This is a genomic window from Hahella sp. CCB-MM4, from assembly GCF_002260525.1.
Lineage (GTDB): Bacteria > Pseudomonadota > Gammaproteobacteria > Pseudomonadales > Oleiphilaceae > Hahella.
The window spans coordinates 124,307-149,810 of record NZ_MRYI01000007.1; the positions used below are offsets into that span (position 1 = coordinate 124,307).

Consider the following 25,504-nt stretch of genomic DNA (forward strand, 5'->3'; position numbering starts at 1 on the left):
CCTAAAGGATACCCAGGAGGAAAAGAAAAAATGTCTGGAAATGAAAAAATCGAACAATTCGTCAATTCTGCCAACAAGAGCGCGTTGTCCCTGGAGGGGGCAACGGGCGCCTGGACCGGCAGGGACTATCGAGAGAGTCTTCGTGACGGTCGTAGCGTCTGGTATGACGGTGAGGAAATCGACGTTTGCAGTCATCCTCGCTTCACCGGAGTGCTGGAAACACTGCAATCGTTATATGACACGCAGTATCTGGAGGAAAATCTGGATACCACCACTTATGTGTCTGAACTCACCGGTAATCGGGTCAGCTATTCCTATCTGGCACCGACCACCCGAGAGGAGCTGACAACCAAATGGAAGAACTCTCACTTCTGGATGAGCGAAAGCCTGGGTCTTATGCCAAGGCTTCCCGACTTCATGTCCAATGTGGTGGTGGGCCTGTATGACTATAAAGCCCATGCCGGGGCCGTCGATCCGCAGTATGAAAAGAATATCGAAAGATACTTTGAGTATTGTCGTGAGCATGATGTCAGCATTACCCATGCGATTGGTGATCCTCAGATCGATCGCTCTGGGTCACTGGAGGATAACCCGGAATTCGCGCTAAGAGTTGTTGAGATTCAGGCAGAGGGGATTGTCGTTAATGGCGCTAAGCAGCTGGCCACACTCGCTCCCTATTGCCATGAAGCGCTGATTTATCTGTCTCCGTCGTTCGCCAAACGAAAAGACCCCAGTTATGTGGGCTGGTTTGCCGTCCCCATGGCGACTAAGGGCTTGAAGATTCTTTGTCGCGAATCTCACTGCAAGGACTCGGGTGGCCATGAACACCGACTTTCTAATCACTACGACGAACAGGACGCCATGTTGTTCTTCGACAATGTGTTTATCCCGATGGAAAGGGTGTTCCTGTTGAATGACGCCGACACAGCCTTTAAAGGTTTCTTCCGCCTCAATGCCTGGGCGCTGTATATCGGACAGATCCGGTTCTACCACAGGCTGAAAACATTTCTCGGAATTACGTCTCTGGTCAGTAAGGCGATCGGAGTAAATGAGTTTCGCGAAATACAAAACAATCTGGGGGAGCTCGCTGTCTATGCCGAAATGGTCAGGCTTGGCCTGGTCGGTATGGATGCCGAGGCCAAACCGACGGATTCCGGTCTGATGGCACCTAGTTCCACATTCGCCATGGACTCATTTGCCGCCCAGATCGCGTCCCGCATTTCTGAGATTCTGCGTGTGATTTCCGGTTCGGGCATTGTCATGCACCCATCCAGAAAAGATCTGGAGAGCCCCGAACTTCGCCCTTATCTGGATCTCTACATGCGCGGTAAAGGCTGTGATGCCGAGTATAAATCACGCTTGTTCAAACTGGCCTGGGAGTTAATTGCAGACGCCTTTGGCAGCAGGCAGGAAATCTATGAACTCTGGAACCGGGGTGATGTGGTTCGAAACAGAATTCATGTGTATCAAAGCAGCCCGGACAGAGTCGAGATGGAAGAGCGCTTAACCCGCTGGATTAACTCATTCTAGGTTCAGGAATTATCAGGAGGACAAATGGACAACGGACCAAACAACAAAGGCTTACCTTTTACCATCTGGATGCTCAGCATACCGATCTTTATCGATATGCTGCTGTCTTTTTCCATGTTTTTTATCGACTCTTTCTTCCTCAGTCAGATTTCGACCACGGCTGCGGCAGCGGTCGGTACGGTGATTCCGATTTTCGTCATATTTGTACTGCTGTTTATGATGATTGCCCAGGGCGGCGCTAATGTGGCCGGGCATTATCTTGGTGCAAAACAATTTGAGGGTGCCAAGCAGACTTATACCGGGACATTCCTGATCAACAGCCTACTTGGGCTTGTGGTCTGTGTAGCGCTGCTGGCGTTTGCCCCAACGCTGGTAACCCTGTTTGGTATGACCAATGAGGCGGAATTCTTCGCCGGTGAATACCTGCGCTATATCTCCATCGCGCTGTTCCTTCTCGCTCTCAAGTCTGCCATGAGTGCGGTATGCATGTCACAGGGCAAGACCCAGTACAACCTGTACTCGGGCATTATCGTCAATGTATTGAACATCGGACTGAATTCGCTCTTTCTTTTCGGGCTGGACATGGGGCTGTACGGGATCATCCTGGCCACAATCATTTCCCAGGCTGTCACCTGCCTGTATTACCTCTATGTGGTCATCAAGCGTATGAACCACCAGTACGAGTTTGGAAAAGTCCTGCAAAAATTTGGGGAAGTCACCCGTCCCATCCTGGCGATTGGTGTTCCGGCAGCGATTCAGCCTATCTCTGCAGAAGCCGGTATGTTTGTGCTGTCGTTATTTGCCGTCGCCATTGGTGAAGACGCGATGGCCGCCAGAGTTTTTGTCATGAACCTCCTGACTGTCTGCATATGCTGGTCATCGGCCATGTCAGTGGGTAACCAGATCATGGTGTCTCATCTGTACGGCGCCAAGCAGTATCAATTGATCGGTGAAAAAGTGGATGAACACGTGAAATTCTCCATGGCGGGAAGCCTTGTGGCAGCAGCGATACTGTTTATTGCCGGCGATGTGTTGCTGGGCGTATTTACCAGTGACCAGGCCATCATTTCCACCGGCCTGATGCTATTGAGCTTCGGCCTGGTGATCGAGCCGCTACGCAGCCATGCCATGATGGTGTCCTATAGCCTGAAAGCCACAGGTGATGCGCGTTTCCCGGCGATGGTCGGCGTTATCGTGACTTGGCTTGTCGCCATTCCGCTGGGCTACTTCCTGAGTATCAAGCTGGGGATCGGCGTGGCCGGACTTTGGGTTGCGCTGCTGATTGACGAGATCTTCCGCGCGGGAATAAACAACGGCCGCTGGCTGTCAGGCAAGTGGCAGGAAACCGAGGCAATGCATCTGCAGCCTCAGGAAGCGTAATCAGGGAAATTAAAAAAACAGGAGATAGAAGTGAAATACGTACGCATTTTTCTGGGAATATTCATGTTGTTCTTCGGGCTTAACCGGATGTTCCATTTCATGCCGGAACCTCCCTGGCCGGAAGGCGCTGCTGCATTCCTGAGTGCGCTGGATATGACGGGCTATATGACCCAGACCATTTCTTTGGCGGATATTCTTGTCGGTGCCTTGCTCATTGCTAACGTGCTTGTGCCGTTTGCGTTGCTGATCGGCATGTCCGTACTGGGGCATTCAATTTTATTCCATATGTTCCTTGCGCCGGAAACCGCTTTGTTCGCCATTGTCGGCAGCATTCTGAACATCGTATTGATATATCACTATCGTGAAAGCTATATCCCATTGTTGGGAAAAAACCTGCCACAACAACGAGTTTGATTTAATAGGGAGTATTAAATATGTCTGCGCCAAAATTAGAAGTAGTTGAAAACCGGGCGACCAAAAAGGCGGTTGAAAAACAAGCACGAAGCAATGATACCCCGCCGTTGTTGTGGTACGACACCACCAAGGTTGCTGCGGATGACAAGGAAGCCCATGAAGTGATGGACCGGGTGATTACCCATGACTTTACCGGTCTGCTGGTTCAGCCTGAACACCTGAAGGGCTACCTGACAAAAAGATTCCGCCGTCACCAGATTGTGGTCAGGGTGGATAAAGCAGAAGAGTTTGAGAATATCGAAAAACTGGTAGATGACATCAACAGAAAGTCTCTTGTGGTCATCAGCGCCAGTTTTGACATCCTGGACATGGCTATCGAAAAGGGTTTCCAAACCTGTCTGCATATGTATGTGGACGACAAGGTTTCGTTGCATCAGGCGATCCAGCTGGGCGGCAAGCATCCTTATCTACTGATCAGATTCCGGGATCCCACCAATATTCCTCTGGAACTGGTTATTGCTGAGCTGCAGCACACCTCCACGGTGGTCATCAAGGAAATTGAGCATAAAGAAAATATTGATGATGTCATCAACTCCATGAGCACGATGGAGTTCGGTGTCGAGGGACTGATGGTCACGCCGATGCGCCATGAAGTTCTTGACTCCATGTTTCGCCGGATTGAAGAGACCTTTATGGGCAAACTGGCCCTGGAAACGGCTGAAATTATCGAAACCCGTCCGGTGAAGGACGGCATTCGAGGATGCGTTGACGTTTCTACCATTTTTTCCGAAGTGGAAGGCATTGTCGTGGGCTCTACTTCACAGGGCGGTTTTCTGTGCTGTCCTGAAGTCTTTGAAATGCCCTATATGAACAAGCGGGAATTCCGGGTCAACGCCGGTGGCGTACACAGTTATGTTTTCGGTTCCAACAACCGCACCATTTACATGTCGGAAATGCGCGCAGGCGACGATGTCATGATCGTTGGGCTTGACGGCAGTACCAGGACGGTACCACTTGGTCGGGTGAAGCTCGAAAAGCGCCCGTTGCGTCTGCTCAAAGCCCGTTTCTCCAGCGGAGAGGAAATCAGCATCCTGCTGCAGGATGACTGGCATGTCCGGATTTACTCCCACGAAGGCAAACCGGTCAACATCACGGAGTTGAAGGTCGGCTCCAAAGTTGCGGCTTATAAAGCAGTCAGCGGCAGGCATGTTGGTGTTCCGGTGAGCGAATACATCCAGGAACTGTAAGTATTCAGAAGCCTAAGCAAGAAGAGTGAAGAGCCAGGGAGTGACCGGCGTGGATCGCCATGCTGGTCACTCCCTGTCCGGCAATAACCCGAATACCGGCAATAACCCGAATACCGGCAATGACCTGAATACCGGCAATGACCTGAATACCGGCAATAACCTGAATAAAAGTATCAGGATACAAAAAGCACCATTGCCAAGACAGGTTGTCGTTTGTGCGAACCAGGAAATAGCGAGCAAGTAAGTGGTGTTCTGGTGAAGGTAAGCGGTGTTCTTATGAAGGTAGTGGTGAAGACAGTGGTGAAGCAGTTAATGGAAAGCAAATAATGGAAAGAAAAGACGAATCATGGATCGGCCTCCGCAGGAAGGCCCCCCGGAATAAAGCAAGGCTGGTGGTGTTTCCGTTTGCGGGAGGAAGTGCGTCGTCTTTTTATCGATGGGTAAAGGATTTTCCGTTTGCTGACGAAGTATCGCTGGATATCGTGGAGCTACCTGGACGTGGCAGGAGGCCTACGGCCCCTCTTATCCGTGATTTCGCTGACCTGAATCGGCAGTTACTACCTCATACGGCCAGTCTGGTTGATGATGTTCCCTGTATCTTTTTGGGCTATAGCATGGGGGCCATGATTGCCTTTGAGCAGGCTCGCCTGCTAGGGCTTGAAACGGGCAGGTCACCCTCAGCGGTGATTCTGGCGGCAAGAAAGTCTCCCACCTATAACCGCACGGGAATCCGACGACACAAAATGAGCCGCGAGAAGATCGTGGATGATCTCAAAAAGCTGGGAGGAACTCCCGAGCAGGTCATTGAGCAGCCGGAATTGTTCTCGCGATATCTGGATGTTCTCGAAGCAGACTTTCAGGCGCTGGAGAGTTGTACGACTCCTGTCGATTCTGCCATCGATTGTCCTGTGGTGGTGATCGGGGGAGTGGATGATCCGGAAACCAACACCCAGCAACTTCATGACTGGAGCCGTTTTACCAGAAGCAGTTTCAATCTCCATTTCCTGCCAGGTGGCCATTTTTTTCTTCACTCGTCACATAACGCACTCATCGAACTTGTTGCGAAACACGTTCAGAAAATTGTGGGATACCAACTAGAGTCTGAGAGAGAAAGCATATGTTAACCGTAATGTTCCCAGGCCAGGGGGCCCAGCATAAAGGTATGGGGTCCCATCTGTACGATCAGCATGATGATCTTTTTAAGACAGCCAGCGAGGTTGTCGGCTATTCCGTCCGCCAGGTGTGCGAACAGGGCGGCAAGCAGCTTAGTAGAACGAGCATCACTCAAGTGGCGTTATTTACTGTCAATGCCATGTACTTCAGGGAAGCCCGGAATAGTGGTGTAAAACCGGACTTTCTTCTCGGTCACTCATTAGGCGAGTTTAATGCTTTGCACGCCGCCGGTGTTTTTGACTTCAGAACCGGGGTGGAAATCATCCGCAAGCGGGGAGAAGTCATGGAACAGGCAGACTCCAACGGCGGCATGTTTGCGGTGCTCGGCGTTAATCGGGATATCGTTGAAACACTGGTTGGAGACCATGACCGGATATTCATGGCCAACGTCAATTCCTCTGAACAAGTCGTGGTTTCCGGTGACCTGGACCAGTTGAATCTTTTCAAGTCCCGGGTAGAGTCCAAGAATCTGGGGAGTGTGGTCCCGTTGAATGTGTCAGGCGCCTTCCATTCACCGCTCATGCAAAGCGCCGCTGACCAGTTCCGGGATTTTCTGTCTTCCTATGACTTTCAACCACCGAAAATCCCAGTGATATCCAACGTTACAGCAAAAGAGCACCTGGGCAATTCCATTAAAGACAGCCTGGTTCAGCAGATGACAAGCCCTGTTCGTTGGGAAGAAAGCATCAAGCAATTGGCGAACAGAGGGCCGGGAATCTACCTCGAACTGGGGCCCAAGAACGTGTTGACCAAGCTCAACAACTTCATTTTGCCGTCAATTTCATCCACCCGAATTCTATAGAGAAAGCATATGAAAGTCCGAGTTATCAGTCGAAACAGCATTCCCACTATTTCAAAGATCAACGTCGATGGTGAAGAGCACTATATTGGTGAGGTTCAACCATTCTCCGGAAGTGAAACCTTTGCCGACTTTATGAAGAAAGGCTCCACTGGCATCAGCTTTGTGAGGTTGCAGCCCGGCGAAGAACACAAAGTCCACACCCATGACGTGAACAGTCTGTTGATCGTTACTGCCGGTAAAGCAACATTGCTGGGTCCTGACAGCCGGCCGGTGGCGCAAAACGATGTGATCTGCATCGATGCCGGTGCGCAACATGGTTTCCGCTGTGACCTGGGCGAAGGTCTGGAGGGCATTTCCATTCAGTTCGACAGTGAAGCGTTGTTCGAGAATAAACCCAACATTGAGTTCGCCACACGCCCACTCTCGACGGCTGACCGATTGATTGCCTATAACGAAGAAAAGTGCCGGGACATCGAGTCATCTCCGTTTTTCGAGCTGTTCAGAAACGGGACCATGCAGGACGAAGACAATATGACCATGTTCAAAACCCGTCTTCGTCAATGGTCCGGGTTGTTTCAGCACATTATGTACAGCAGGCAATTTTCCACCGTGGATAAATTGTTCAGCGGAATATTCCTGGAACATCTGAAAGAAGAATTGGGGCATGATGAAATGCTCCCGGAGAGCGGTTACTGGGACCCTGAAATTGACGCGTTCGGTAACTGGTTCGTCCTCAAGATGCTTCAACTGGACAACCTGGAGAAGCTTGTAGTCGTTCATCTGGTTCTGGAAAAGTGCGCGGATGTATTCCATTCCTTTGCAAAACGTTATATTTCCGAGTCCGGCGAATATATTGATGCGCATGCGGAACTGGATCACGAACACTCTGAACTTGGGAAAGAGCTATACGACAGCCTGACGGAAGAGCAATACGTGAGTATGGAACGCCTTTGCGAACATTCCTGGCATATGCTTGAATTGCTGCTCAACCGTGTGGCAGTACTGACGCTTCAGGATATTGGCGCTGAGGAGCGTTCAAGAGAAGTGGCCATGGCTTGATGTGGAATCGCTTGATGTGGAATAGGAGAGTTCTACCTGGAGGTAATGTTGAGCAAACTTTATAGAAATATGTCGGTGGAAGAATTTGAGAAAGGTTACTTTTACGCGACTGAGCTGAAAGCCTTTGCCAAAGAGTTGGGTATTGATGTGGGAACCTTGAGGAAAAATGAGGTGGAAGACCATATCAAGGCCCGTCTGTCGGGAAGCAAGGACACGCCACTACCTAAAAGTGTTTCAAACCGGAAGACCGGGGGAAGTCGGGATAGACTGTTGCCCGACTCCTATGTTGTTAACTATGTCAGTGACAAGGCGACCAAAGCATTCCTGAAGGAAGAGATCTCAAAGAGAGATCCGGATCTCAAGGACAAGTCAGGTCAGTGGTACTGGTTGAACGATTGGCGTAAGGAGCAGATCAGAAATAACCGGAAAATCACCTATCGGGAATTGATAGACCGGCTTTATGAGCTGATGACCACCAAGGGAAGGCTGCCGAGAATTCCGTCAACCCGATTCAATAATTTCATCACAGACTTCCTGGCAGATCCCGAGAATGAAGGGGCGACTCGTCAGGAGGCGATGGACGAATGGGAAAGACTGAAAAAAATGCCTGTCCAGAAAAATTATCAGGAATATAAAAAATTTCGCAATGAAACTGCCTGATAATACTCCGTGTGACTGCTGTATGGCATGGAAATAAACAAATCAATTTAAGGAAAACACCATGAATTTGACTGATTGTGAGCATAAACATCTGCTTGGTATTACGATCAGAACCCGGAACGAAAATGAGAAATCCCGGGAGACTGCCCAGATCCCGGGCTTATGGAAAACCTTCTACGAAGAAATTTACCAGAAGGTTCTCAATGGAGAGACCGTTTATGGCGTGTATTCCGGTTATGAATCAGATCATGCGGGTTATTTTGATGTCAGTGCCGCTGTCGAAAAAGGTGGCAATGAAGCGGAGCAAAAGGACGTTAAGCCGATGGAGCTCCAGAGCGGAAAGTACCTGAAGTTCACGCCGAAGACCGAAGGGGCCAATCAGATTTGGCATCTGTGGGAACAGGTCTGGGAGTTTTTCTCCGATGAGAACCAGGAACTGGAGCGGGCTTACACCACGGACTACGAAGTCTTTTACCCCAACAAGGAAGTTGAACTGTATATCGCTATTAAATAGCTCCTGAAAGCGGCCATGTCCGGGGTAAATGTTGGAAACTGAAATCACAATGAAAGAACCTGCTACGGCGACGGTAATGACAGTCGACAGGCTGAGGTCAGCCGGAGCTTTTATTTCAGAAGAATGGTTTTTCAGTGCCCATAATATGGAAAACGTTAAAGTACACATGTGCTTGTTTTCGCCGGACAGCTATGACGATAGCCTTTTCCAAGCGTTTGGGATTGAATCCCCGGAACAGATCTTCAGTGCGGTAAGCAAGAGAAGGATGGAATATCTGGCCGGCCGCTATTCAGCCAGGAAGGCTCTCAGGGAATACTCGGCAGGGGACGGCCAGGTGGGAATTGGACCTGCCCGCTCTCCTGTCTTTCCCGCTCCATTTAAAGGTTCCATATCCCATAGTCGAAATATGGCCTGTAGTGCAGTCACTCAATCCCCCGGCATCAAAGGTTTGGGGATCGATGTAGAACACACCATAGATGGCACACAGATTATCGAAATTGGCGAGAGTGTCGTCAGCGATGATGAAGCCCGACTTCTGATAAACACCTCATCCGCCTATGCCCAGCTGTTTACGGCCGTATTTTCCGCGAAGGAAAGCATATTTAAAGCCCTTTACCCTCGGGTTGGCTACTATTTCGGTTTTGAATATGCTGCGCTGAGACATCTGGAGCCGGATAACAACATTTTGCTGTTTGAACTCACCAGGGCACTTTCAGATGAGTTTCCAAAAGGAAGAGTGATTTCAACCAGATTCCATATCCTGGGCGATAAGGTCTTCACTCTGGCGGTTGTCTAAGACTTTCACTGAAAAGTGTAAAACAATAGGGAGGTTAACAATCCTGGGATAGGTGTATGTCGTTTAACGATAGCTGCTGAAAACTTCTTCCCGCAGCGTATCCAGTTCCTTGTTTTCTGTCATCTCAGCCATTGTCCTGTCCAGCTCTGGCAGAATCACGAGGAAGGGGGATTTATCTCCGATACATAAGTGCCAGTTGGTAACATCCATCATATTCGGTACTTCAACGATTTCGCCTTTGTAACCAAGCAACTTCATCTGATAATTCATCAGTGGACGCTGTTCTATATAAACATCCGCCCGATTAAGCTCCAGCAGCATCAATATCCGCTTTGAATCCTGTTCCACCCACTTATGGGCGACATCGCCGAGATGCACGCCGTGCCAGCCTCCACCCACTATGTAGGCATGGGTGAGTTGCTTCTGCTCTTTGAGTTCCTGCAGTGTATGCAGTCCCTTCAGCAGCTCAAGGTTCGGGTTATTTTTACCCGTATACATATAATAGTCGGAGGTGAAAATCGGCAATTTGCTGGCTTTGGTATAGGTCAGTCTGTCTGCGTTGGGGATGGTGAAAAATGCATCCGCAAGTCCGTCTTTAACCAATTTCTGGCCTCTTGCCCAAGGGTAGATATGAAACTCAACTTTCAGCCCCATCCTGTTTTCAAGGAGTTCGTGTAGAAAGTCTCTCAGGATACCTTTCACTTCGTTGTCGTCAGACTGCCAGCTGAAGGGAGGGTAGTTGTCGGCAAAGGCGATCGACATGGCTCTTCCCGGATAATGGGGAGTGCCATCTTTGGCGTAGGCAGTGGTTGTGGTTTGCAGAGTGATAAGGGCCAGGAAGGCGAAAACGGAAAACAACTGTACTTTCTTTAACATTGTTCTCTTCAACAGTGCTCTCTTCAAGCTACCCCCTCCCGAAGAACCCTGCTTAACCTGTTCTGACCATTGACAATGACAATGTGTATGTTGACTGCCCATAAAGCAATAATAGACCTAAAACTCCGTTAAAAAAATCTAACAAATCAACATAACTGACGACCTGTACTTATGTGGTTTCGGGTCTAGTATTAGAATTTGTGTCGCCAATTTAATGGAGAAGGAAATGGCTGAAGCGCAGATCAAAGCTTGTAACTGGGCTAAAGGTTGGGCCAATAGCACTAAAACCGTGACATGGACAAACCATGAGCCGGCCAGCACATTATGTCAGTGGTACCGGACCAACGTTACCAGCAATGATCCACCCATGCCGGGTTCGCCGGGTGCGAACACCATGATGGTTTGCTTTGAACTTCCTCTATACGCCGCCGTGTGTTCAGGTGCCATTACTGCCGGTCAACTCAAGGAGTTATTTCACAGGCACTGGAACGGCAACGAGTCATGGGACAGCATCCTGAAGAATGATTGGGTGTGGAAGACCCATAAAGTCGGTACTAACGGCGCTATGAGTGCCGGTGATATTGTATTTTTCAATCGTCTTGCGCACGTCGCCATTGCAACAGGAAATGGTGAAGAGCTTGTCAGTGTATGGGGGCTCGATGTCACCGGTATCGCTGCTAACACACCTATTGAAATCACTACGGTTTCTTCATTGTACGCCACTGTGCGCCAGCAGACCGCGCGGGTGCGTTCACCTGAGGGACTTGGTACCCGGGCTCCAGGCGGCAATCAGGTTCAGGAAGTTAAGGTGGAATACACCAGTCCACCCTGGTAGAAACGCACGGTGTTGACCAAATAAAAGAATGGCTTAAATACATCGCGGACCGAAAAAAAGAGCTGTATATCAGCTCTTTTTTTATTCTATTAAAATATATAAAAACAATAGCGATCATCACATCCGGTTATCAAAGAATATTATTAAACTAATGGCAGTTAACTTGTTGACTTGAACGTCTTGGTCTATAAATATAGTCGCAACAACGGAAGTATAAATAACAACACTATCTAATTGGGGTGGAATCCGCATGGAATGCGGCGTTCAGCTTTTTAGTTCCAAAAATACACTCAGCAGGCCTCCATTTGGAGACTTATGTATATTTTTGTGTATTGCTTATGGGTTGCATCACTTTATAAAAGAAGTTGTTTTGAAATGCTGTGCCCTTGTTGAATACAAGCAATCCCGTTCTTGTCTCCAGTCGATGCTGACGTCCAAAGACAGGCATGCCCATCCCAAGCCCTGCGCTTATCAATCCTCTCTCCTTTTAGCTCATTACCCGCAAATCTGGCGCGTTAGTGAGGCTCTAGGTTCTTTTGGACCCTGCGGTGATGCAGGGGAAAGTGACAATCGCGCCACCTTGAATACCACTGTGCTTTCCAAGCATAAAATCTGCCCATCCATGCATAAGACCTGATTCAGGCTTGATGCTGGAAGGAGAATTGTAGATATAACAATATAGTTAAATAATAAAGTTAACTGATTTTATTAAAGCCACGAGTATTATTTATATTCTTTCAAGCCTTTTGTTCCAGAGAGGTTTATTAATAGGCCTTTAACGATATATCGATAGGTCTGTTGGAGAGTATTAATAACTTTGTCGTCAATATGCCTTTATTAGACATATAAGGCAGAGGGTATGTTTTGTCTTAATTAAATAAAAAATTATGTTTCCTGTTGGCAGTCTGGAAGGTAATAAGGAAGTAAAAATAAATTAGCCATAATAATCAGGAGCTTATATATGAGCGACAAGTTAAGTGACACCGAAGCAAAAGCATTTGCGGATGTTAACCAACGGTTGGGCATGGGGGCCAATGAAACTACCTTCTGTCAGGACCATATCATGTCAAAAGGCAGTGGTCCTGTGCATATGTCTTCCGATCCTCTGGCCTCTCACATCCCCCCCAAAATCATACCGGTGGCCTCCATTGCCGATATGAACAAGTTGGTGGGAATTCCCGATACAAACGATGACTCTCATGTGGAATACCCAGAGCCGGCCCGGCAGGAACACCTCAACCTGCTGAAGTCCGCCAATTCCACCGATGAGTTTCATCGTTCGGTCACTCCAGAAATGCATGAAAATATCCGGAAGGCAGCCACTGCCTATGTGCTCGGAAATTCCAGCAAGGTTAAAGATTACGAGCCGCTGATTAATGCCCGTATGTTCCCAGGCAAAGTGGCGGCTTTTGTCGCAGACGATATCGTCATCACAGCCGATAACCCTCTGATCATCAAGCCCGGAGACCCTCAGGTTCATAACTACGGCACCATTACCGTTAAGCCTGGCGGCTACATTCAGGTTTCCGAAAACGCCACCATTAACTGCCAGCAATTCATAATGGAGTAGGCCATGACAGATACAAAAGTAATCCAGGTGATTGTCGCTGATTACGACACCCCGGCTACAGCCGGGCAAGATGGCGGAACCGGTAGTCAGGGGCCTCAGGGGAGCCCGGCAGAGACCCACTACGATTCAGGTGACTGCAAAACAAAATGTGATACGAATCCAACCAATGGCGGTCAGGGAGGTGTCGGTGGCGAAGGCCGGCCAGGCTCTACCGGTGCGAAGGGCAGATCCGGTCCTGTCAGCATATTCAATCTGATGACTATCGAAGGAAATTTATCCATCGAAGTCTCTGGTGGAGATGGCCAGGATGGAGGTAAAGGAGGCGCTGGTGGGCCAGGAGGCCCCGGTGGAAGCGCTGGCAACAATGCCTCTCCCTGCACGGCTGCTTCCAGCGGACCACAGGGTCCCGGTGGTAGAGGCGGCGACGGGGGCAATGCCGGGGACGGTGGCTCCGGACCCAATGTGACCGTGTACTACCAGCACGTATCCGGTGATATCACCCAGAGCCCGAGCACTGGTAAACCCGGACAACCCGGTCAGGGTGGTCCTGGAGGACAAGGCAGTCCGGCAGGCATGGGAGGAAGCAACGGAAGAACAGGTAATCCGGGTACCGCGCCGACCATCACCGTTCAGCAAATCGGATAGGAGGCAGGTGAACCATGACGGAAACTACATTACCTACCATCAGAATCACCGCGACAGAAGGCGGCAATGGTGCCGCCGGGCTGGCAGGCGTTGACGGACAAAACAGCGCCGCCGCCGGTACCGGTCAGGATGGGCAGAACGGCAAGTCACACTGCGGTTGTACCTGTGCCAAGAATGGAACCAATGGCGCCAATGCCGTCAGTGCCGGAGGCAACGGAGGAAATGGAACCGGCGGGGGGAACTGCCCCATGTTCATTCTGACCGTTGGCCAATTCACCTTTAGCGAGCCGGCCCAGGTGCTGAGAATTGTAAGTCAGGGCGGCACCGGCGGTAATGGCGGTGCAGGTGGTATCGGGGGCAAGGGTGCTCCTGGGGGCAATGCCGGATCTAACGCCGGAAGCTGTGTCAGTGATGGCAAGTGTGATCCTGCCAAAGGCGGCCAGGGTGGCAATGGGACTGACGGCGGCAGAGGTGGCGATGGCGGTATCGGCGGTAATGGCGGTGACATCACTGTTTATTACGTTGATGAAAAACACATTGGTCAGGTTTCCAGTCTGAGCTCGCCCGGCAAAGGAGGAGCGCCTGGACCAGGTGGAAACGGTGGAGCAGGTGGGGCCGGCGGTAAAAACGAAACGCCACCGGGAGGCGAACCCTCCAATGCCTTCCCTGGCAATTCCGGAATAAACCCGGGTAGTGGCAGGGCTGGAACCAACGGTGAGGCTGGTCAGACCAAATTTATTCCAAAAGACCAGTAAATCCAAAACCAATAGGGATTAATAGAAGCCAGGGAAGGCAAGCGTTATACGCTGTGGACCACGTCTGAAAAATGGGTGAATGAGAGATAGTCGAGTAGACAATAGAAGAGGGTGGCGTCAGTTGTTATAGACACTCAGCACGGCATACAACTTTTCAGGGAGAGAAAGATGTTAGAAGATTCTAATGCTACAAGAATTGTCCTGGAGCAACTCGCCTCCCAGGCAATCCTGCCGGATATGATAGAGAACAGTCCGAGCCTTCCACCGGGATGGGTACTGTTAAAAACCTTCAGCGCGCGATTCAGTCCCCCTTCTGTGATAGTGCAGGGATTTATCGCCAAAGGCCCCATCAATTCCAACGGCGATATTGCCGCGGCGTTATCTTTGGGCATTACCTGGGAGGATTTTCTCGGAACCAGCATCGCCCCATTTGATCCTACCGCTCAGGCGGAACTGCCTGCTCAAGTGACCGGAACCGGCAATGTCGGCAAGGTACTCAATCTCTTCGCCAGCGCCTATAACAATGTTCGTGGCAATATCTGGGAAGTCGTTACTGACTATTTAAGTGATCTGCCTTTATATATCTGTGGCATGAGCCTGGGTGGGCCTATTGCTCAAATTGCCGCTCTGGACCTGCGTCCAGGCAACACTGGTCCGAGTAAAGGGCAGAAGTCCCCTGACACCCAGCCTGCCGGCTACGTATTTTCTACGGCTAACTACGGCAATACAGAGTTCGCCACTTATTTCAATAACACGGTGTCCGATCAGTTCAACTTCAGAGCCTATAAGTCCACGGAGGCGGTGGATCTCTTTCCCACTGAACCATCTGATTCACTCTATGCTGCAGCTGGAGAAGTGGTACAGCTGAATATTTCCATTCCGGAATATGATGTTCCCTGGCTTGAGCGCAGCGACGTATTTTACCTTGAGGCATTGGGCGGCACCCCGGTTCAGCAACCACCCCAGCCAGGATTCATTTCAAATCCGCCTTCAGATTTTTCACAGACCAGAGCCTATGCATTTTCACAGCTTGTCGCTGCTGCCTACGCTTTTGCACAGCACCCCGGCAGTGTGGTGAATACCTCTCCCTACAATCTGGAAGCGATCATTGAGAGTAATGGTGCTCCGTTTGCCTACATATTTACCAGCGTCACTGACGTGGTGGTCGCTGTTCGTGGCACCACCACCGGGCTGGAATTTCTGTCTATGGAAGCCAACTCCAGTCTGGTCGCCACTGACTTTAACCCCGATAACCAGGCTCAGGTGCATAAGGGAGCCTATTCGGTCTATACCGGGCCGGTCTCCTCAACTGATAGCACTTCATTTTCCGACAAGCTTCTGTCGACTGTCAGTTCGATGATGAGCGGCAGAAAACTGTGGCTGACAGGACATGGTTTCGGAGGCGCCTTAGCCAATATTGCAGCGGCTGACTATGCCATGAATCCCGGCAAAGGGCTCGAAGTCAGTGGAGTGTATACGTTTGGTTCCAACGCGGTTGCCAACAGTATCTTCAAGAGTGACTTTGACCAGTCACTGAGCGGAAAGAGTTTTCAGATACTGAGGCTGAAAGACAGGATTCCCACGTCTATCGGCGTGTTTGGAACGCTGTTTGTGGTAGGTGATCAACTGGTTTTAAACGGACAGTTGGCGGTGGATGAGTCAACCTATCATTCATTGGATGGCTATATACGGTTAACCGCTCCCTAGAGCAATGCCGGAACGCACCAAACCACATTAGCAACCAACATCATAGTGGAACATTCCCATGACTATTATCGAAAAAACTGTTCCTGCAAGGGCAGAAGAGAGCGTTCCTGGTAGTAGTGGTATTACGTTTTCAGGGTTGGATCCCATCCTGGGCAGTTTAGGGGTGTTAGGCAATCTGCTGGTATCTGATGGTCAGGATACCTACACATTGAATAACGATTGGTTTACAGACCCTATCACCAGCATGAAAGAGGGGTTCAGCCGCAATCCTGAACAGTTTCAGGCACTGCTCTCCCAGATATTGGGCGATGTGGAAGGAAATGCGTTAGGGGCACCGGTCAGGGATCCCACAGTTCTTGGAACCTGGTATCCCATAAAAAACGGGGATGTGGAAACCGGTCTGTATCTTGTCAGTTATAACAAGGCAGGTGACACGGTCCTGGGATTCGGTGCCTTGCACGAATGGAAAGTGCCCCAGGCGCCATCGGAAGCCCTGCTTCAGGTGACCGCCTTTGTCCTGGTGCCCTTCGTAAAAGTGGGGAGTGGCAGCTTCGACCTGACGTTCGACTCGGTCGGCTATCCTATTTTGATGGGGGCAGCGGTGGACGGGGCTGCCACCACTCCTTTGGTGGATATTAACGGTGTCCAGTTCAATGGAGTAAAGGCCAGTGTCTCCATCGATTTTGCCGCCAGTAATCCGTTCGGTGTTTCACTTGAGGTGCTGGCATTACAATTGCCCGGCGATGCCCAGCCATCCAATCGTTCCATCGCTGACCTCGAAGCCATATCGGGTGTGCAGCTGACCAATACCGCCAGCGCCCTGTTCGTTGGCGCATTGACCAAAACCTTCCCGGATCAGGAAGACAGGATACGGTACTTTGCGCCGCTATTTGGTCTTTCCTCCATGGTGCCGGGCTCGAGCGTCAGCCTGCCGATACTGGCCTGGTATGACTTGTTTGCCAATTCCAGCAATCCGGCAGAACCGTTCCAGAACTGGTTTACCGCTATCGGGTCGGATCCCCAGCTCCTGAGCACCTGGTTGTCCTGCCTGGGAGGCTTTATCGGCGACAAATCCGTGTCTGTGACGGGAACCGGAGATCGCAATACGCCTTTTGCCGTCGCTATTCTCTCCTTTGAATCTATCGGCACTTTGCAGGTGACTACCGCTTCGGTGGTTGAGGAAAATCACGGACGGTTTTTCTATCCGGGGTTAGCGTTTGCCGGCAAATCCATTGCGCTTGGCACCTCGGATGCCGTCTTTATCCCGAGCGCCAATCTCGAACTGGGGGCGTTTGCCCTCAGCCAGCAGGGAATATCCGCGTCACCGGAACTGAACTTCCTGTTTAAGTTTGCCTTGCAGAACAAAACCGACGGCGACCCGTTGGCAACGTTTCAGGAGTCTGGTGACAGCTACAGCGTCGGTTCGCTTGAAGGGGGCCTGACCCTGGACCTGAGTGGCAAGCCGGTTCCACATTTCTATCTTAACAACGTGGATATACCTTCAAGCAGCTTCCAGACATTGGATCTGCTGTCGCCGACACAACTGGCGGATGCCGGGGCCGCTCTTTTAAGTGATGGACTGAAGACGCTTCTGGGTGTCAGTTCTGACAACCCCAATGCGCTATCAAACAATATTGCCGCTGTATTGGGGCTGATAGCACCGGGAAGTGCAGGGGACAACTGGCCGGAGGATCTGGTTCCACCATTCTCCGCGAGCGGGATGGAGAACTCCATTCTCAACCCTATCAAGGCACTGGCGGATTACTATCTGAGTATTCTGGAATACTCAGGCAAGGTCGCGAATCAATCTGCTTTTTACTACATGGTGGAGAGCTTTGCCCTGTTGCTGGAGAAAGATACCGGCTCCACCAGTATTACGGTCACCGGTGACGGGACACCACAATCCCCCTGGCTGGCGGGAATTTCGATCAGTAATACGGCACTGCCCGCGTACGTCCAGTTTTTCCAGGAACCCATTGAGGGTGGCGGAAGCAGACTGAATCTCGGGGTGTCGATGATACCTGAGATTGTCGTCAGTACTGTTACCGTGAAACCTTCCCTGAATCTTTCCGTGGCCAGCATCGAGTTTCCTTCATCAGGCAATCTGTCTGCCACCTGGCTACCGATTGCCTCCGCGGCTCTGAGTCTGCCTAATCCCATACAGACGCCTGAGGTCGGTGGGTTGTCTGTCAGCATCGGGCCGTCCCAGCTGTCTGCGGCTTGGAGCCGCTTCAGCGGTTGGTCCTGGTCCATGTTTGTGGATGAGCCGGCGCTGGTCGTCAATGGAGATAAAATTTCTCTCGGGCAGAGTCTGAATTTTGATGACCAAAGCTCGCTTCAGGATCTGGTGACCACAGGGCAGGCGACCTTTGCCCCGTTCCTGGTGGCCGCCCTGGGAACATTCCTCATGCGGACAGAAACGCGGCCGGGTCTGTTCTTTACCGGTGCCATGGGATTGGTGCCGGATATCACAAGTTCCCCCATATTCCCTCAGGGACTGGCTTGGAGCGGTTTCGACCAATTTACCATTACCAGTTTCAGCAATCCGTTTCCGGATCTGCGCAAGCAATTGGCCAGCGACTATGCCAGTCAGGCCAAAGCGCAGAGTATGTTATCTCTGCTTGCCTGGACCATTGATACTTCCTTGACCAAGGCTCCTGACATCGGTGGAACCGGAACCTATAACGATCCTTATCCCATGCCGATTCCCTTCGGCTTTGATATCTACAGCTGGTTCACGCCACAGGATCAGGTGCTGGGGCTTGGGGTAGGGCGAGAGGATAACTTTCAGTACCAGACCACTGTCAGTGGTACCGACGTCAAATTCAAGTTTGATCTGCAAAGCCGGCTAAGCCTCATTGAATATTCGCTCGCCAAGGGCGCCCTGGATAATCTGAACAATCTGCCGGCCTTTAATTTCCTGGGGACTCTGTCCAACCCGGATGGAACACTATTGGTCGACCTTCCGGATAATCTCGGCAGTGTGGAAAAAGTGATTCTGGGGTGCAACTTATCGATCAGTTCTTCCGGAGGAATTACCTTTGTTCCGGTGGTCACATTATCCGGTGCGACACTGCCCGGACAGGCTAAGCAGGATATCACGCTGGAGACATACCAGAGCGACAGTTTTACCTCAGCTCTGCAATCCAGTTTCCAGACATTGCTGAATGCTGCCGTCCAGGCTGCCGTGGTGCAGGTGAAAGATGTCGCCGGATTTACCACGGCTTACGATCTGCTTTCAATTCTGGGCCTGACGTTAACCCGGAAGGCGGACAACGATCCCTACGGTATCAACAGTTCCGGATGGCAGGGGCTGCTTTCGGATCCGAACAGCTACATTCGCAATCAGTTGATTTCCCTACTGGAAAACCAGGAATCCCGCACGGAATTTTTCAACTTCCTACAGCAGGTATTCCACATCACCATACCCAGCTTCCCGACCTCCTTCCTGGAGCTCATGGCGGGGCTGGAAATCTGTGGCCCTGCGGATCAAGGGTATCCGCTGCAACCGCTGGCTGTTCTGCAGATTCTGTCTAATCCGGTTGACGGTCTGAAGACCCGCTTTGATAACCTGTTCTCCAATGCACAAACACTTGCCACTCTGACGGGAGAATTGACTCGAAACATACCCGAAGCCAAGTACGGCAGGGTCTCGTTCTCGTCCAATACCAACGGCGTTATTTCTGTGCAGGTTCTCCCCGCCGATGCGTTCGAACTGGGGAGCTTTCTCCAGGTGAGCGGCGGAATCCAGCTGGATTTGGTCAACCGCAAGCTTACCGGTGACATATCCGCCTATAACCCGACTTTGCAACTGTCGTTGGTAGACAGTCTGACGCTCGATCTTGCGACAGGCTCAGTAGAAGTGTCGGTCGGCAGTGAAATTGTCTGGGGCAATGACTCCAAGCCTGCCGCACAGCCTCTGACGTTACTGCCGTTTAACAGTGATTCATTCTTGAATCAGGTGGCTGACCTGGCGCCGGTTTACAGTTTAAATATTCTGCTGAATGCGGGGATTGAAGAACGGCTTCTGAAGCCTTATCCGCTGATACAGAAACTGTTTGTCGGATTTGGGCTGGCAGTAACTGCCGAAGGACAAAACGGCTACCAGATGGCCGCCATTCTGGGGATTCTCCGGGATCCACTGGGCTGGTTGCTTTCGGATGCGGTATTGGGTACTAACGGCCGATTTGACGTGGCCAAATTCGTGGAACTGCTGGGGAATCTCCCGCAGGTTGCATCGTCTACCGGAATCACCTTGACTCCGACGCCGAGTCAGGGGCTGGACATCAGTGGCTTGCCCTACAACTTCGGTATCAGCCTGACCGGGGCCGATGGCATGGCCAGCCTGGGCTTTACCACTCAGGATATTTCCATTGCCGATAACCTAGGCAAACTCGATAAGTTAAATCTCAATATCGGCATCGGCCCCACCTATCAGCCCGCGTTTTCAGGGCAGATGGAAATTTCAGCACCCGAGTTACCGGCGCCCTTCTTTACCACGGTCGGATACAACCGGGGCTTCCTGCTGAAACTGTCCCAGGGAACTGCTTCCGCCCCCACAGGTTTAGGTGTACAGCTGTTCCCATTCCAGGGATGGGGAACTGTGGCGGGAGAGGCGGCCAGTCTCGCTGCTGCAACGGTTATCCAGCAAATCACCCCGAAACTTCTGGATGCTTTGGAAAACTCAGGGGCTCAGGCTTTTGTATCAAGGATGCGGACCTTTGCGACCAGTGTGGATCTGGAGGCTTTGGTTAACGAAATCCTGGCCACATTAACGCCGGAAAACTTCAGTAAATACAGTGCGGATCAATTGCTTCAAATGCTGTTGACGCAGGCATTTGACTGGCTCAAAGAACGTTTCTCCACAACGACAGCTCCTCAAACTGCCGACGCGGTCAAAACGTTGTTGTCCAATGTACTGCCGACTCAGATCACGACCGAAGGTGGTCGGGTGGTGTTTAACCCCGGCGCGGATATTCCCATACAGGTTAAAGCGGGCCTGAATTCGGACGGTTATCTGGGACTGTGGAGCGACCTTAACGTACCGGAGTTGAAAATCGTCCAGGTGGATGTGGCGGAGACCGGTGTCGGCGTCAAAATCGACACTGGTGATATCCAGGTCAGCTTCGGTGTGCGCACCTTAATCCCGGTAGAGAGTCTGAACGGTCCGGCCTTGAGCCTGAATTATGTACAGGGCAGTGGCTTCGTCCTGGCATTCGATCCGTTGGCAGACCCTTCGAATCCCTCACAGGCATCCTCGCTCAGCAGAGAATTACTACCGGTATTTTTCCCCGGCGAAGGCAGTCTTTCCACACGCCTGGAAGACTGGCTGCTGGATGTCATCAAAGATGTATTGCCCCGGTATATCTCTCTGCTGGTGCTGAATCAGAGCACGGTTCACCAGTGGCTTGAAACCCCGATTATCAATGATGAAAAAGCGCCCACTCCAGTACTGATTTTTGAGGCGACATCGCTGGTCATCGTGGCTCCGGATACTAACCCCAAAGTGTATCTGCTCAATAGCTTTGATGCCCTGACGGCAATTACCCCCAAGAGCTTTTTTGGGAACTTCATCAAGACACTGATGGAGAACTCTTTAACGTTGCTGACCTTTGGGGCGAACAAGCAAGGCAAGATTACTATCGGGCCTCAGACCGGAACCCAGGATCACTATGGTATCCAGGTGGCCGCGCCGGATCTCACGCTTGCTTCAATCCCGAGTCTGGTGATTCAACTGGGGGCTTCGGATACCGCTTGGATAAGCGGTAGCGGAGGGCCGTCCGGCGATCCGGGTATCGGCTTCTATGTGCCTGTCACTGACAGCGGCGGCAATGTTGAGGTGGATTTCACGTCGCTGAACATGGCGCTCTATAACGTTGGTTTCGACTATATCGGCACTAACGGTAAGCCTCTGGTGAATCTCAGCCGCTTCACCATGGATGCTGTGCAGCCCCGGGCATTGTTCAGTCTGAGTTTTGACAAGGGGTCACCAACACTGGATTTCGGTGCCGGTATCACCTTGAAGGATATTGCCATCTCGCTATCACCGAATAGTCTGGCATCGGGTGCGGGCGGTAATCCCATTGCCAGCAACCTGCTCGGTTCAGGAGGGGATAGTTCCCAGCAGAATCCGCCCACCAATCCAACGTTCTCCGCATCGGCCGGATATGTCTCCAATATCTACGTCAACCTCAAGAGCAATACCGGTAACGGCGATGAAGTGATTCTTCCCATACAGCGTTCCTTTGGGCCGCTGTATGTGGAAAATCTGGGGTTGGGTTGGGAACAGGCCACCAAGTATCTGGACTTCCTGTTTTCAGGCAGTGTCGAGCTGGCCGGGCTCAAGGCAAGCCTGATTGGTCTGACAGTTGGCGTACCGACGAAAACCCCAACGGAGTTTGATAAATATTCCATAGATCTGCAGGGACTGAACATCACCTATCAGGGCGGTAGTGTGTCGGTGAATGCCGGTCTGTTGAAGTCTGACAATCCCATCGAATATAACGGTGTGGCGATTGTCAGTGCCGGTGATTTTACCCTTGGGGCTCTGGGCTCTTACGCTGAAATTCCGACGCCGGACGGCGATAATGTTCCGTCTCTGTTCGTCTTCGGTGCTTTGGATTTCCCCCTGGGCGGTATTCCAGAGTTCTTTATTACCGGGGTCGCTGCCGGTTTCAGCTATAACCGATCGCTGACGATTCCGCCGATCGATGAGGTCCAGACTTTCCCATTGGTGGAAGGTGTGGCAAAAGGCACCTTCAGCAGCGGCGAGGATCCGAAGTCAGCTCTGGTAAAACTGGGTGAAAGTGTACAGCCGGAAATAGGGCAGTACTGGCTGGCAGCGGGACTGAAGTTCACCACATACAAACTGTTGAACTCAACCGCACTGCTGTTTATCAGTTTCGGGCGCGAGTTTGAGATCAACCTGCTCGGGCTCAGTTATGCCTCGCTGCCGCCTGAGGTCAAACAGAACATGGCGCTGGCTTATTTTGAGCTAGCCCTGAAAGTATCGTTCAGGCCGTCAGATGGGGTTGTGTCAGCAGAAGCCCAGCTGACCCCGAATTCCTTTGTCCTGTCCACGGATTGCAAAGTGACCGGTGGTTTCGCGTTCTACCTCTGGTACAAAACAATTCAGGCAGCAGACGGCGGAACCATTCCTGCGGGACAGTTCGTTATCACCCTGGGCGGATACCACCCGGCCTTCCAGAAACCGTCCTATTATCCGACCGTTCCCCGTTTGGGCATGGTCTGGAAAATGGACATCAGCGTCGGCAAGATCAGCATAGACGGCGGCGCTTATTTTGCGCTATGTCCGACCGCGGTGATGGCCGGAGGTTACCTGGATGTGACCTTCGAACTCGGGCCGCTCAAGGCGTGGTTGAACGCTTACGCCAACTTCCTGATCGAATGGCAGCCGTTCTACTTTAACGTCGGTATCGGGGTGACGGTTGGAGCCTCCTTCGGCACTACCATCGCGGGTGTTTCCATCACCATCAAAGCCGAACTGGGTGCTCAACTTCAGTTGGAAGGGCCTCCCACACACGGCAAGGTGGAAGTGGACTGGTATGTGATTTCCTTCACCATCCCGGTTGGCTCGGGCTCCAATGCGACCGAAGACAATAACCTGGATTGGTCCGCCTTTGAGCAGAACTTCCTGCCTGCACCAGTGCAGTCCGGAAGTGGTGGAAGCAGCCAGGCGAAATTGCTGGCGGCATCAGACGCCAGTGTCCAACAGGTGGTGAAATGGAATGCTCTATCCGGCCTGCTGAACCAGAATACGGACAGTGATATCTGGCTGGTACAACCGGTGCCGTTCTCTGTCTCTTCCGCTTCGGCGATTCCCTGCCGGGAGGTCACTGTGACGGCAGATGACGGCAGCGACAAAAAAGTGGTTTATCAGCAGAATAGCAGCGCTCCACTTGGGGTGCGCCCGATGGGGTATAACGACAATCTCGACTCTCCACTGAATGTTGAAGTGATAGACCAGGGCGGAGGTCTTGTGGATCTGGTCGCTCGCGGACTCACCCTGACGTTGGGCAAAAACGGAGCTCCCAGTGCCTTGTGGTCCCAGGATCCGCTGAACCGGCAACAGGCTCCTGCGGCTGATGATCTGCTGATTCCCGGCGCATTCTTCGGTCTGACACTGGCGGCGGATGCCTATCTCTATACCGGAGATGTACCCGCATTTCCGATATCGAATCTGAAGTATACGTTAGGGGATATTAAAGACCTGCCGTTCTCTTCCGTACCTGATTATCCCGCAGCGCAGACATACTCTCAGTTGAATGCCTATACACAATTGATGACTTCCATCATGTCCAGCGATGTGATTCCGGTACGTAACGCCATCTATGCCACCCTGGAAGCCTATAACATTCTGGCCCCGGCCGATCCTGACCTGTCGGTGACGGCTTCATCGGCGGATCTGGTGCTTCAGGCGCCCCCGGTGATTGCTCGGATTGGCGTTTACCAGAATGGTGGTGTCGTTGAGCCCGGGAATGCTCCTGTATTGACTGCTGCACCAAAAGTAGCCGCATCGCCAAAACAGGCGCAGGTTAAGTCTCCAGAGTTGCTTGGGCTATTCAGGCGCTATCGCTCTACCGCACCGGCAGCAAAAACATTGACCGCCATGCCTTCCTATCGTGGTCAGGCAAAAGGACGCTGGACTGTTACCAGTGGCGTGGTCAAGCGTTCAGCGGCAGCCACCAGCCTCAGCAGCATTCCTGAGCCGGAATTCCGTACTCTCTATAACGGAGGTATCGCGGTCTGGAAGGTCGACAACCAGACAGGCAGCACAATTGATGTGTCCGGCAAACTTCCTGTGGTTGTGGCGACTTTCAACCGTAGCGGTGCACTACTGGTCCTGACAACGCTGGCACCGGATTACGGCACCTACACCTTGCCTGAAGGAACCGCCAGTGTTGCTGTGCAGGTCTTCGGTGGTGAGGCTGGCGATACCATCGGCTGGCAGCGTGACACCGTCCTGTCCAAGGTGAGTTCCTGCTGGACAGCGGCGGATGCGTGCCTGATCCGGGTTCAGAACAGCCAGCGTATCGATGCCATCGGCGGTGCCGAAATAGGTGTCCTGGCGGCAGACAAACTACTACAGCGCAACCGGATAACTGGGGCCAACCAGCGGCAGTACGACGGCTGGATTCAAACTCTGTTCCCGGCCGGTTCCAGCATGATCGGGGTTTTACTGTCCGGTAGTGATGTCTCCGCAGACGCCATCTCGATGACCCTCGCAAGAGGCCGGATACCGACCAAACAGGATCAGGTCAGTGTGTCGAACAGGGAACAGTACAGCGACAGCACATTGCTGCTGTACCAAGTACCTGACGGAGCTGATACCGATTACATCGGAAGCCTGTTAACCATGGAAGACGACAGCACTTCCGTGCTTGGAATCTACGGCCTGAGCAATGTCGATGCGATGGCTAAAACCACACTCTGGAATCGCCTGAGCCTGGACTACCAGGCATTGGATCTGGAACAACCGGAACAGGCGTCAGTACAGGTTAAAGTTCAGACAAAGGGATAA

Annotated in this window: 18 protein-coding genes; 17 read left to right on the forward strand and 1 reads right to left on the reverse strand. The window is 51.6% G+C overall.

What is annotated here, in order from left to right; genetic code table 11:
• The first annotated feature begins 30 nt into the window (after window positions 1-30).
• The 11 genes from BTA51_RS14425 to BTA51_RS14475 all read left to right on the forward strand — a co-directional run bounded on the left by BTA51_RS14425 (window position 31) and on the right by BTA51_RS14475 (window position 9,575).
• A complete protein-coding gene (locus BTA51_RS14425) occupies window positions 31-1,530 on the forward strand; it encodes a 4-hydroxyphenylacetate 3-hydroxylase family protein (protein ID WP_094708364.1) in 1,500 nt (499 codons plus the stop codon).
• Between the two features lie 24 nt (window positions 1,531-1,554).
• Window positions 1,555-2,910 carry an MATE family efflux transporter gene (locus BTA51_RS14430; RefSeq protein ID WP_094708366.1) on the forward strand — a complete coding sequence of 452 codons (1,356 nt, stop codon included), beginning with the start codon at window positions 1,555-1,557 and terminating at the stop codon, window positions 2,908-2,910.
• Window positions 2,911-2,940: 30 nt separating this feature from the next.
• Window positions 2,941-3,324: a hypothetical protein gene (locus BTA51_RS14435; protein WP_094708368.1), complete on the forward strand. Its 384-nt coding sequence runs from the start codon at window positions 2,941-2,943 to the stop codon at window positions 3,322-3,324.
• 20 nt (window positions 3,325-3,344) lie between these two features.
• Complete coding sequence (locus BTA51_RS14440) at window positions 3,345-4,571, forward strand: 3-dehydroquinate synthase II (RefSeq protein ID WP_094708370.1); 1,227 nt, start codon at window positions 3,345-3,347, stop codon at window positions 4,569-4,571.
• A gap of 25 nt (window positions 4,572-4,596) precedes the next feature.
• The gene (locus BTA51_RS29935) at window positions 4,597-4,815 is read left to right on the forward strand and encodes a hypothetical protein (RefSeq protein WP_141215601.1); all 219 of its coding nucleotides are present in this window, start codon (window positions 4,597-4,599) and stop codon (window positions 4,813-4,815) included.
• An 82-nt stretch (window positions 4,816-4,897) separates the two neighbouring features.
• The gene (locus BTA51_RS14450) at window positions 4,898-5,695 is read left to right on the forward strand and encodes a thioesterase II family protein (RefSeq protein ID WP_094708374.1); all 798 of its coding nucleotides are present in this window, start codon (window positions 4,898-4,900) and stop codon (window positions 5,693-5,695) included.
• A complete protein-coding gene (fabD, locus tag BTA51_RS14455; protein ID WP_094708376.1) occupies window positions 5,689-6,546 on the forward strand; it encodes an ACP S-malonyltransferase in 858 nt (285 codons plus the stop codon). The genes BTA51_RS14450 and fabD overlap by 7 nt, the downstream gene beginning before the upstream one ends.
• 9 nt (window positions 6,547-6,555) lie before the next feature.
• Entirely contained in the window at window positions 6,556-7,605 is a 1,050-nt protein-coding gene (locus BTA51_RS14460) for a cupin domain-containing protein (protein ID WP_094708378.1), read from the forward strand.
• A gap of 45 nt (window positions 7,606-7,650) precedes the next feature.
• Window positions 7,651-8,265 (forward strand): hypothetical protein, encoded by a 615-nt coding sequence (locus tag BTA51_RS14465; RefSeq protein ID WP_210404838.1) that lies wholly within the window; start codon window positions 7,651-7,653, stop codon window positions 8,263-8,265.
• 61 nt (window positions 8,266-8,326) lie between these two features.
• Window positions 8,327-8,779 (forward strand): GyrI-like domain-containing protein, encoded by a 453-nt coding sequence (locus BTA51_RS14470; RefSeq protein WP_094708380.1) that lies wholly within the window; start codon window positions 8,327-8,329, stop codon window positions 8,777-8,779.
• 49 nt (window positions 8,780-8,828) lie between these two features.
• Entirely contained in the window at window positions 8,829-9,575 is a 747-nt protein-coding gene (locus BTA51_RS14475) for a 4'-phosphopantetheinyl transferase (protein ID WP_168188177.1), read from the forward strand.
• 63 nt (window positions 9,576-9,638) lie between these two features.
• Here the strand turns inward: BTA51_RS14475 and BTA51_RS14480 are convergent, their stop codons facing one another.
• Window positions 9,639-10,451: an ABC transporter substrate-binding protein gene (locus BTA51_RS14480; RefSeq protein ID WP_168188178.1), complete on the reverse strand. Its 813-nt coding sequence runs from the start codon at window positions 10,449-10,451 to the stop codon at window positions 9,639-9,641.
• A gap of 226 nt (window positions 10,452-10,677) precedes the next feature.
• Between BTA51_RS14480 and BTA51_RS14485 the strand changes: the two genes are divergently transcribed.
• The 6 genes from BTA51_RS14485 to BTA51_RS14510 all read left to right on the forward strand — a co-directional run bounded on the left by BTA51_RS14485 (window position 10,678) and on the right by BTA51_RS14510 (window position 25,504).
• Entirely contained in the window at window positions 10,678-11,286 is a 609-nt protein-coding gene (locus tag BTA51_RS14485) for a hypothetical protein (protein WP_094708386.1), read from the forward strand.
• 961 nt (window positions 11,287-12,247) lie between these two features.
• Complete coding sequence (locus BTA51_RS14490; protein WP_094708388.1) at window positions 12,248-12,856, forward strand: hypothetical protein; 609 nt, start codon at window positions 12,248-12,250, stop codon at window positions 12,854-12,856.
• 3 nt (window positions 12,857-12,859) lie between these two features.
• Complete coding sequence (locus tag BTA51_RS14495) at window positions 12,860-13,501, forward strand: hypothetical protein (RefSeq protein WP_094708390.1); 642 nt, start codon at window positions 12,860-12,862, stop codon at window positions 13,499-13,501.
• Window positions 13,502-13,515: 14 nt separating this feature from the next.
• Window positions 13,516-14,256 (forward strand): hypothetical protein, encoded by a 741-nt coding sequence (locus tag BTA51_RS30190; protein ID WP_168188179.1) that lies wholly within the window; start codon window positions 13,516-13,518, stop codon window positions 14,254-14,256.
• 168 nt (window positions 14,257-14,424) lie between these two features.
• Window positions 14,425-15,963 carry a hypothetical protein gene (locus BTA51_RS14505; protein ID WP_094708392.1) on the forward strand — a complete coding sequence of 513 codons (1,539 nt, stop codon included), beginning with the start codon at window positions 14,425-14,427 and terminating at the stop codon, window positions 15,961-15,963.
• Between the two features lie 58 nt (window positions 15,964-16,021).
• Entirely contained in the window at window positions 16,022-25,504 is a 9,483-nt protein-coding gene (locus tag BTA51_RS14510; RefSeq protein WP_094708394.1) for a DUF6603 domain-containing protein, read from the forward strand.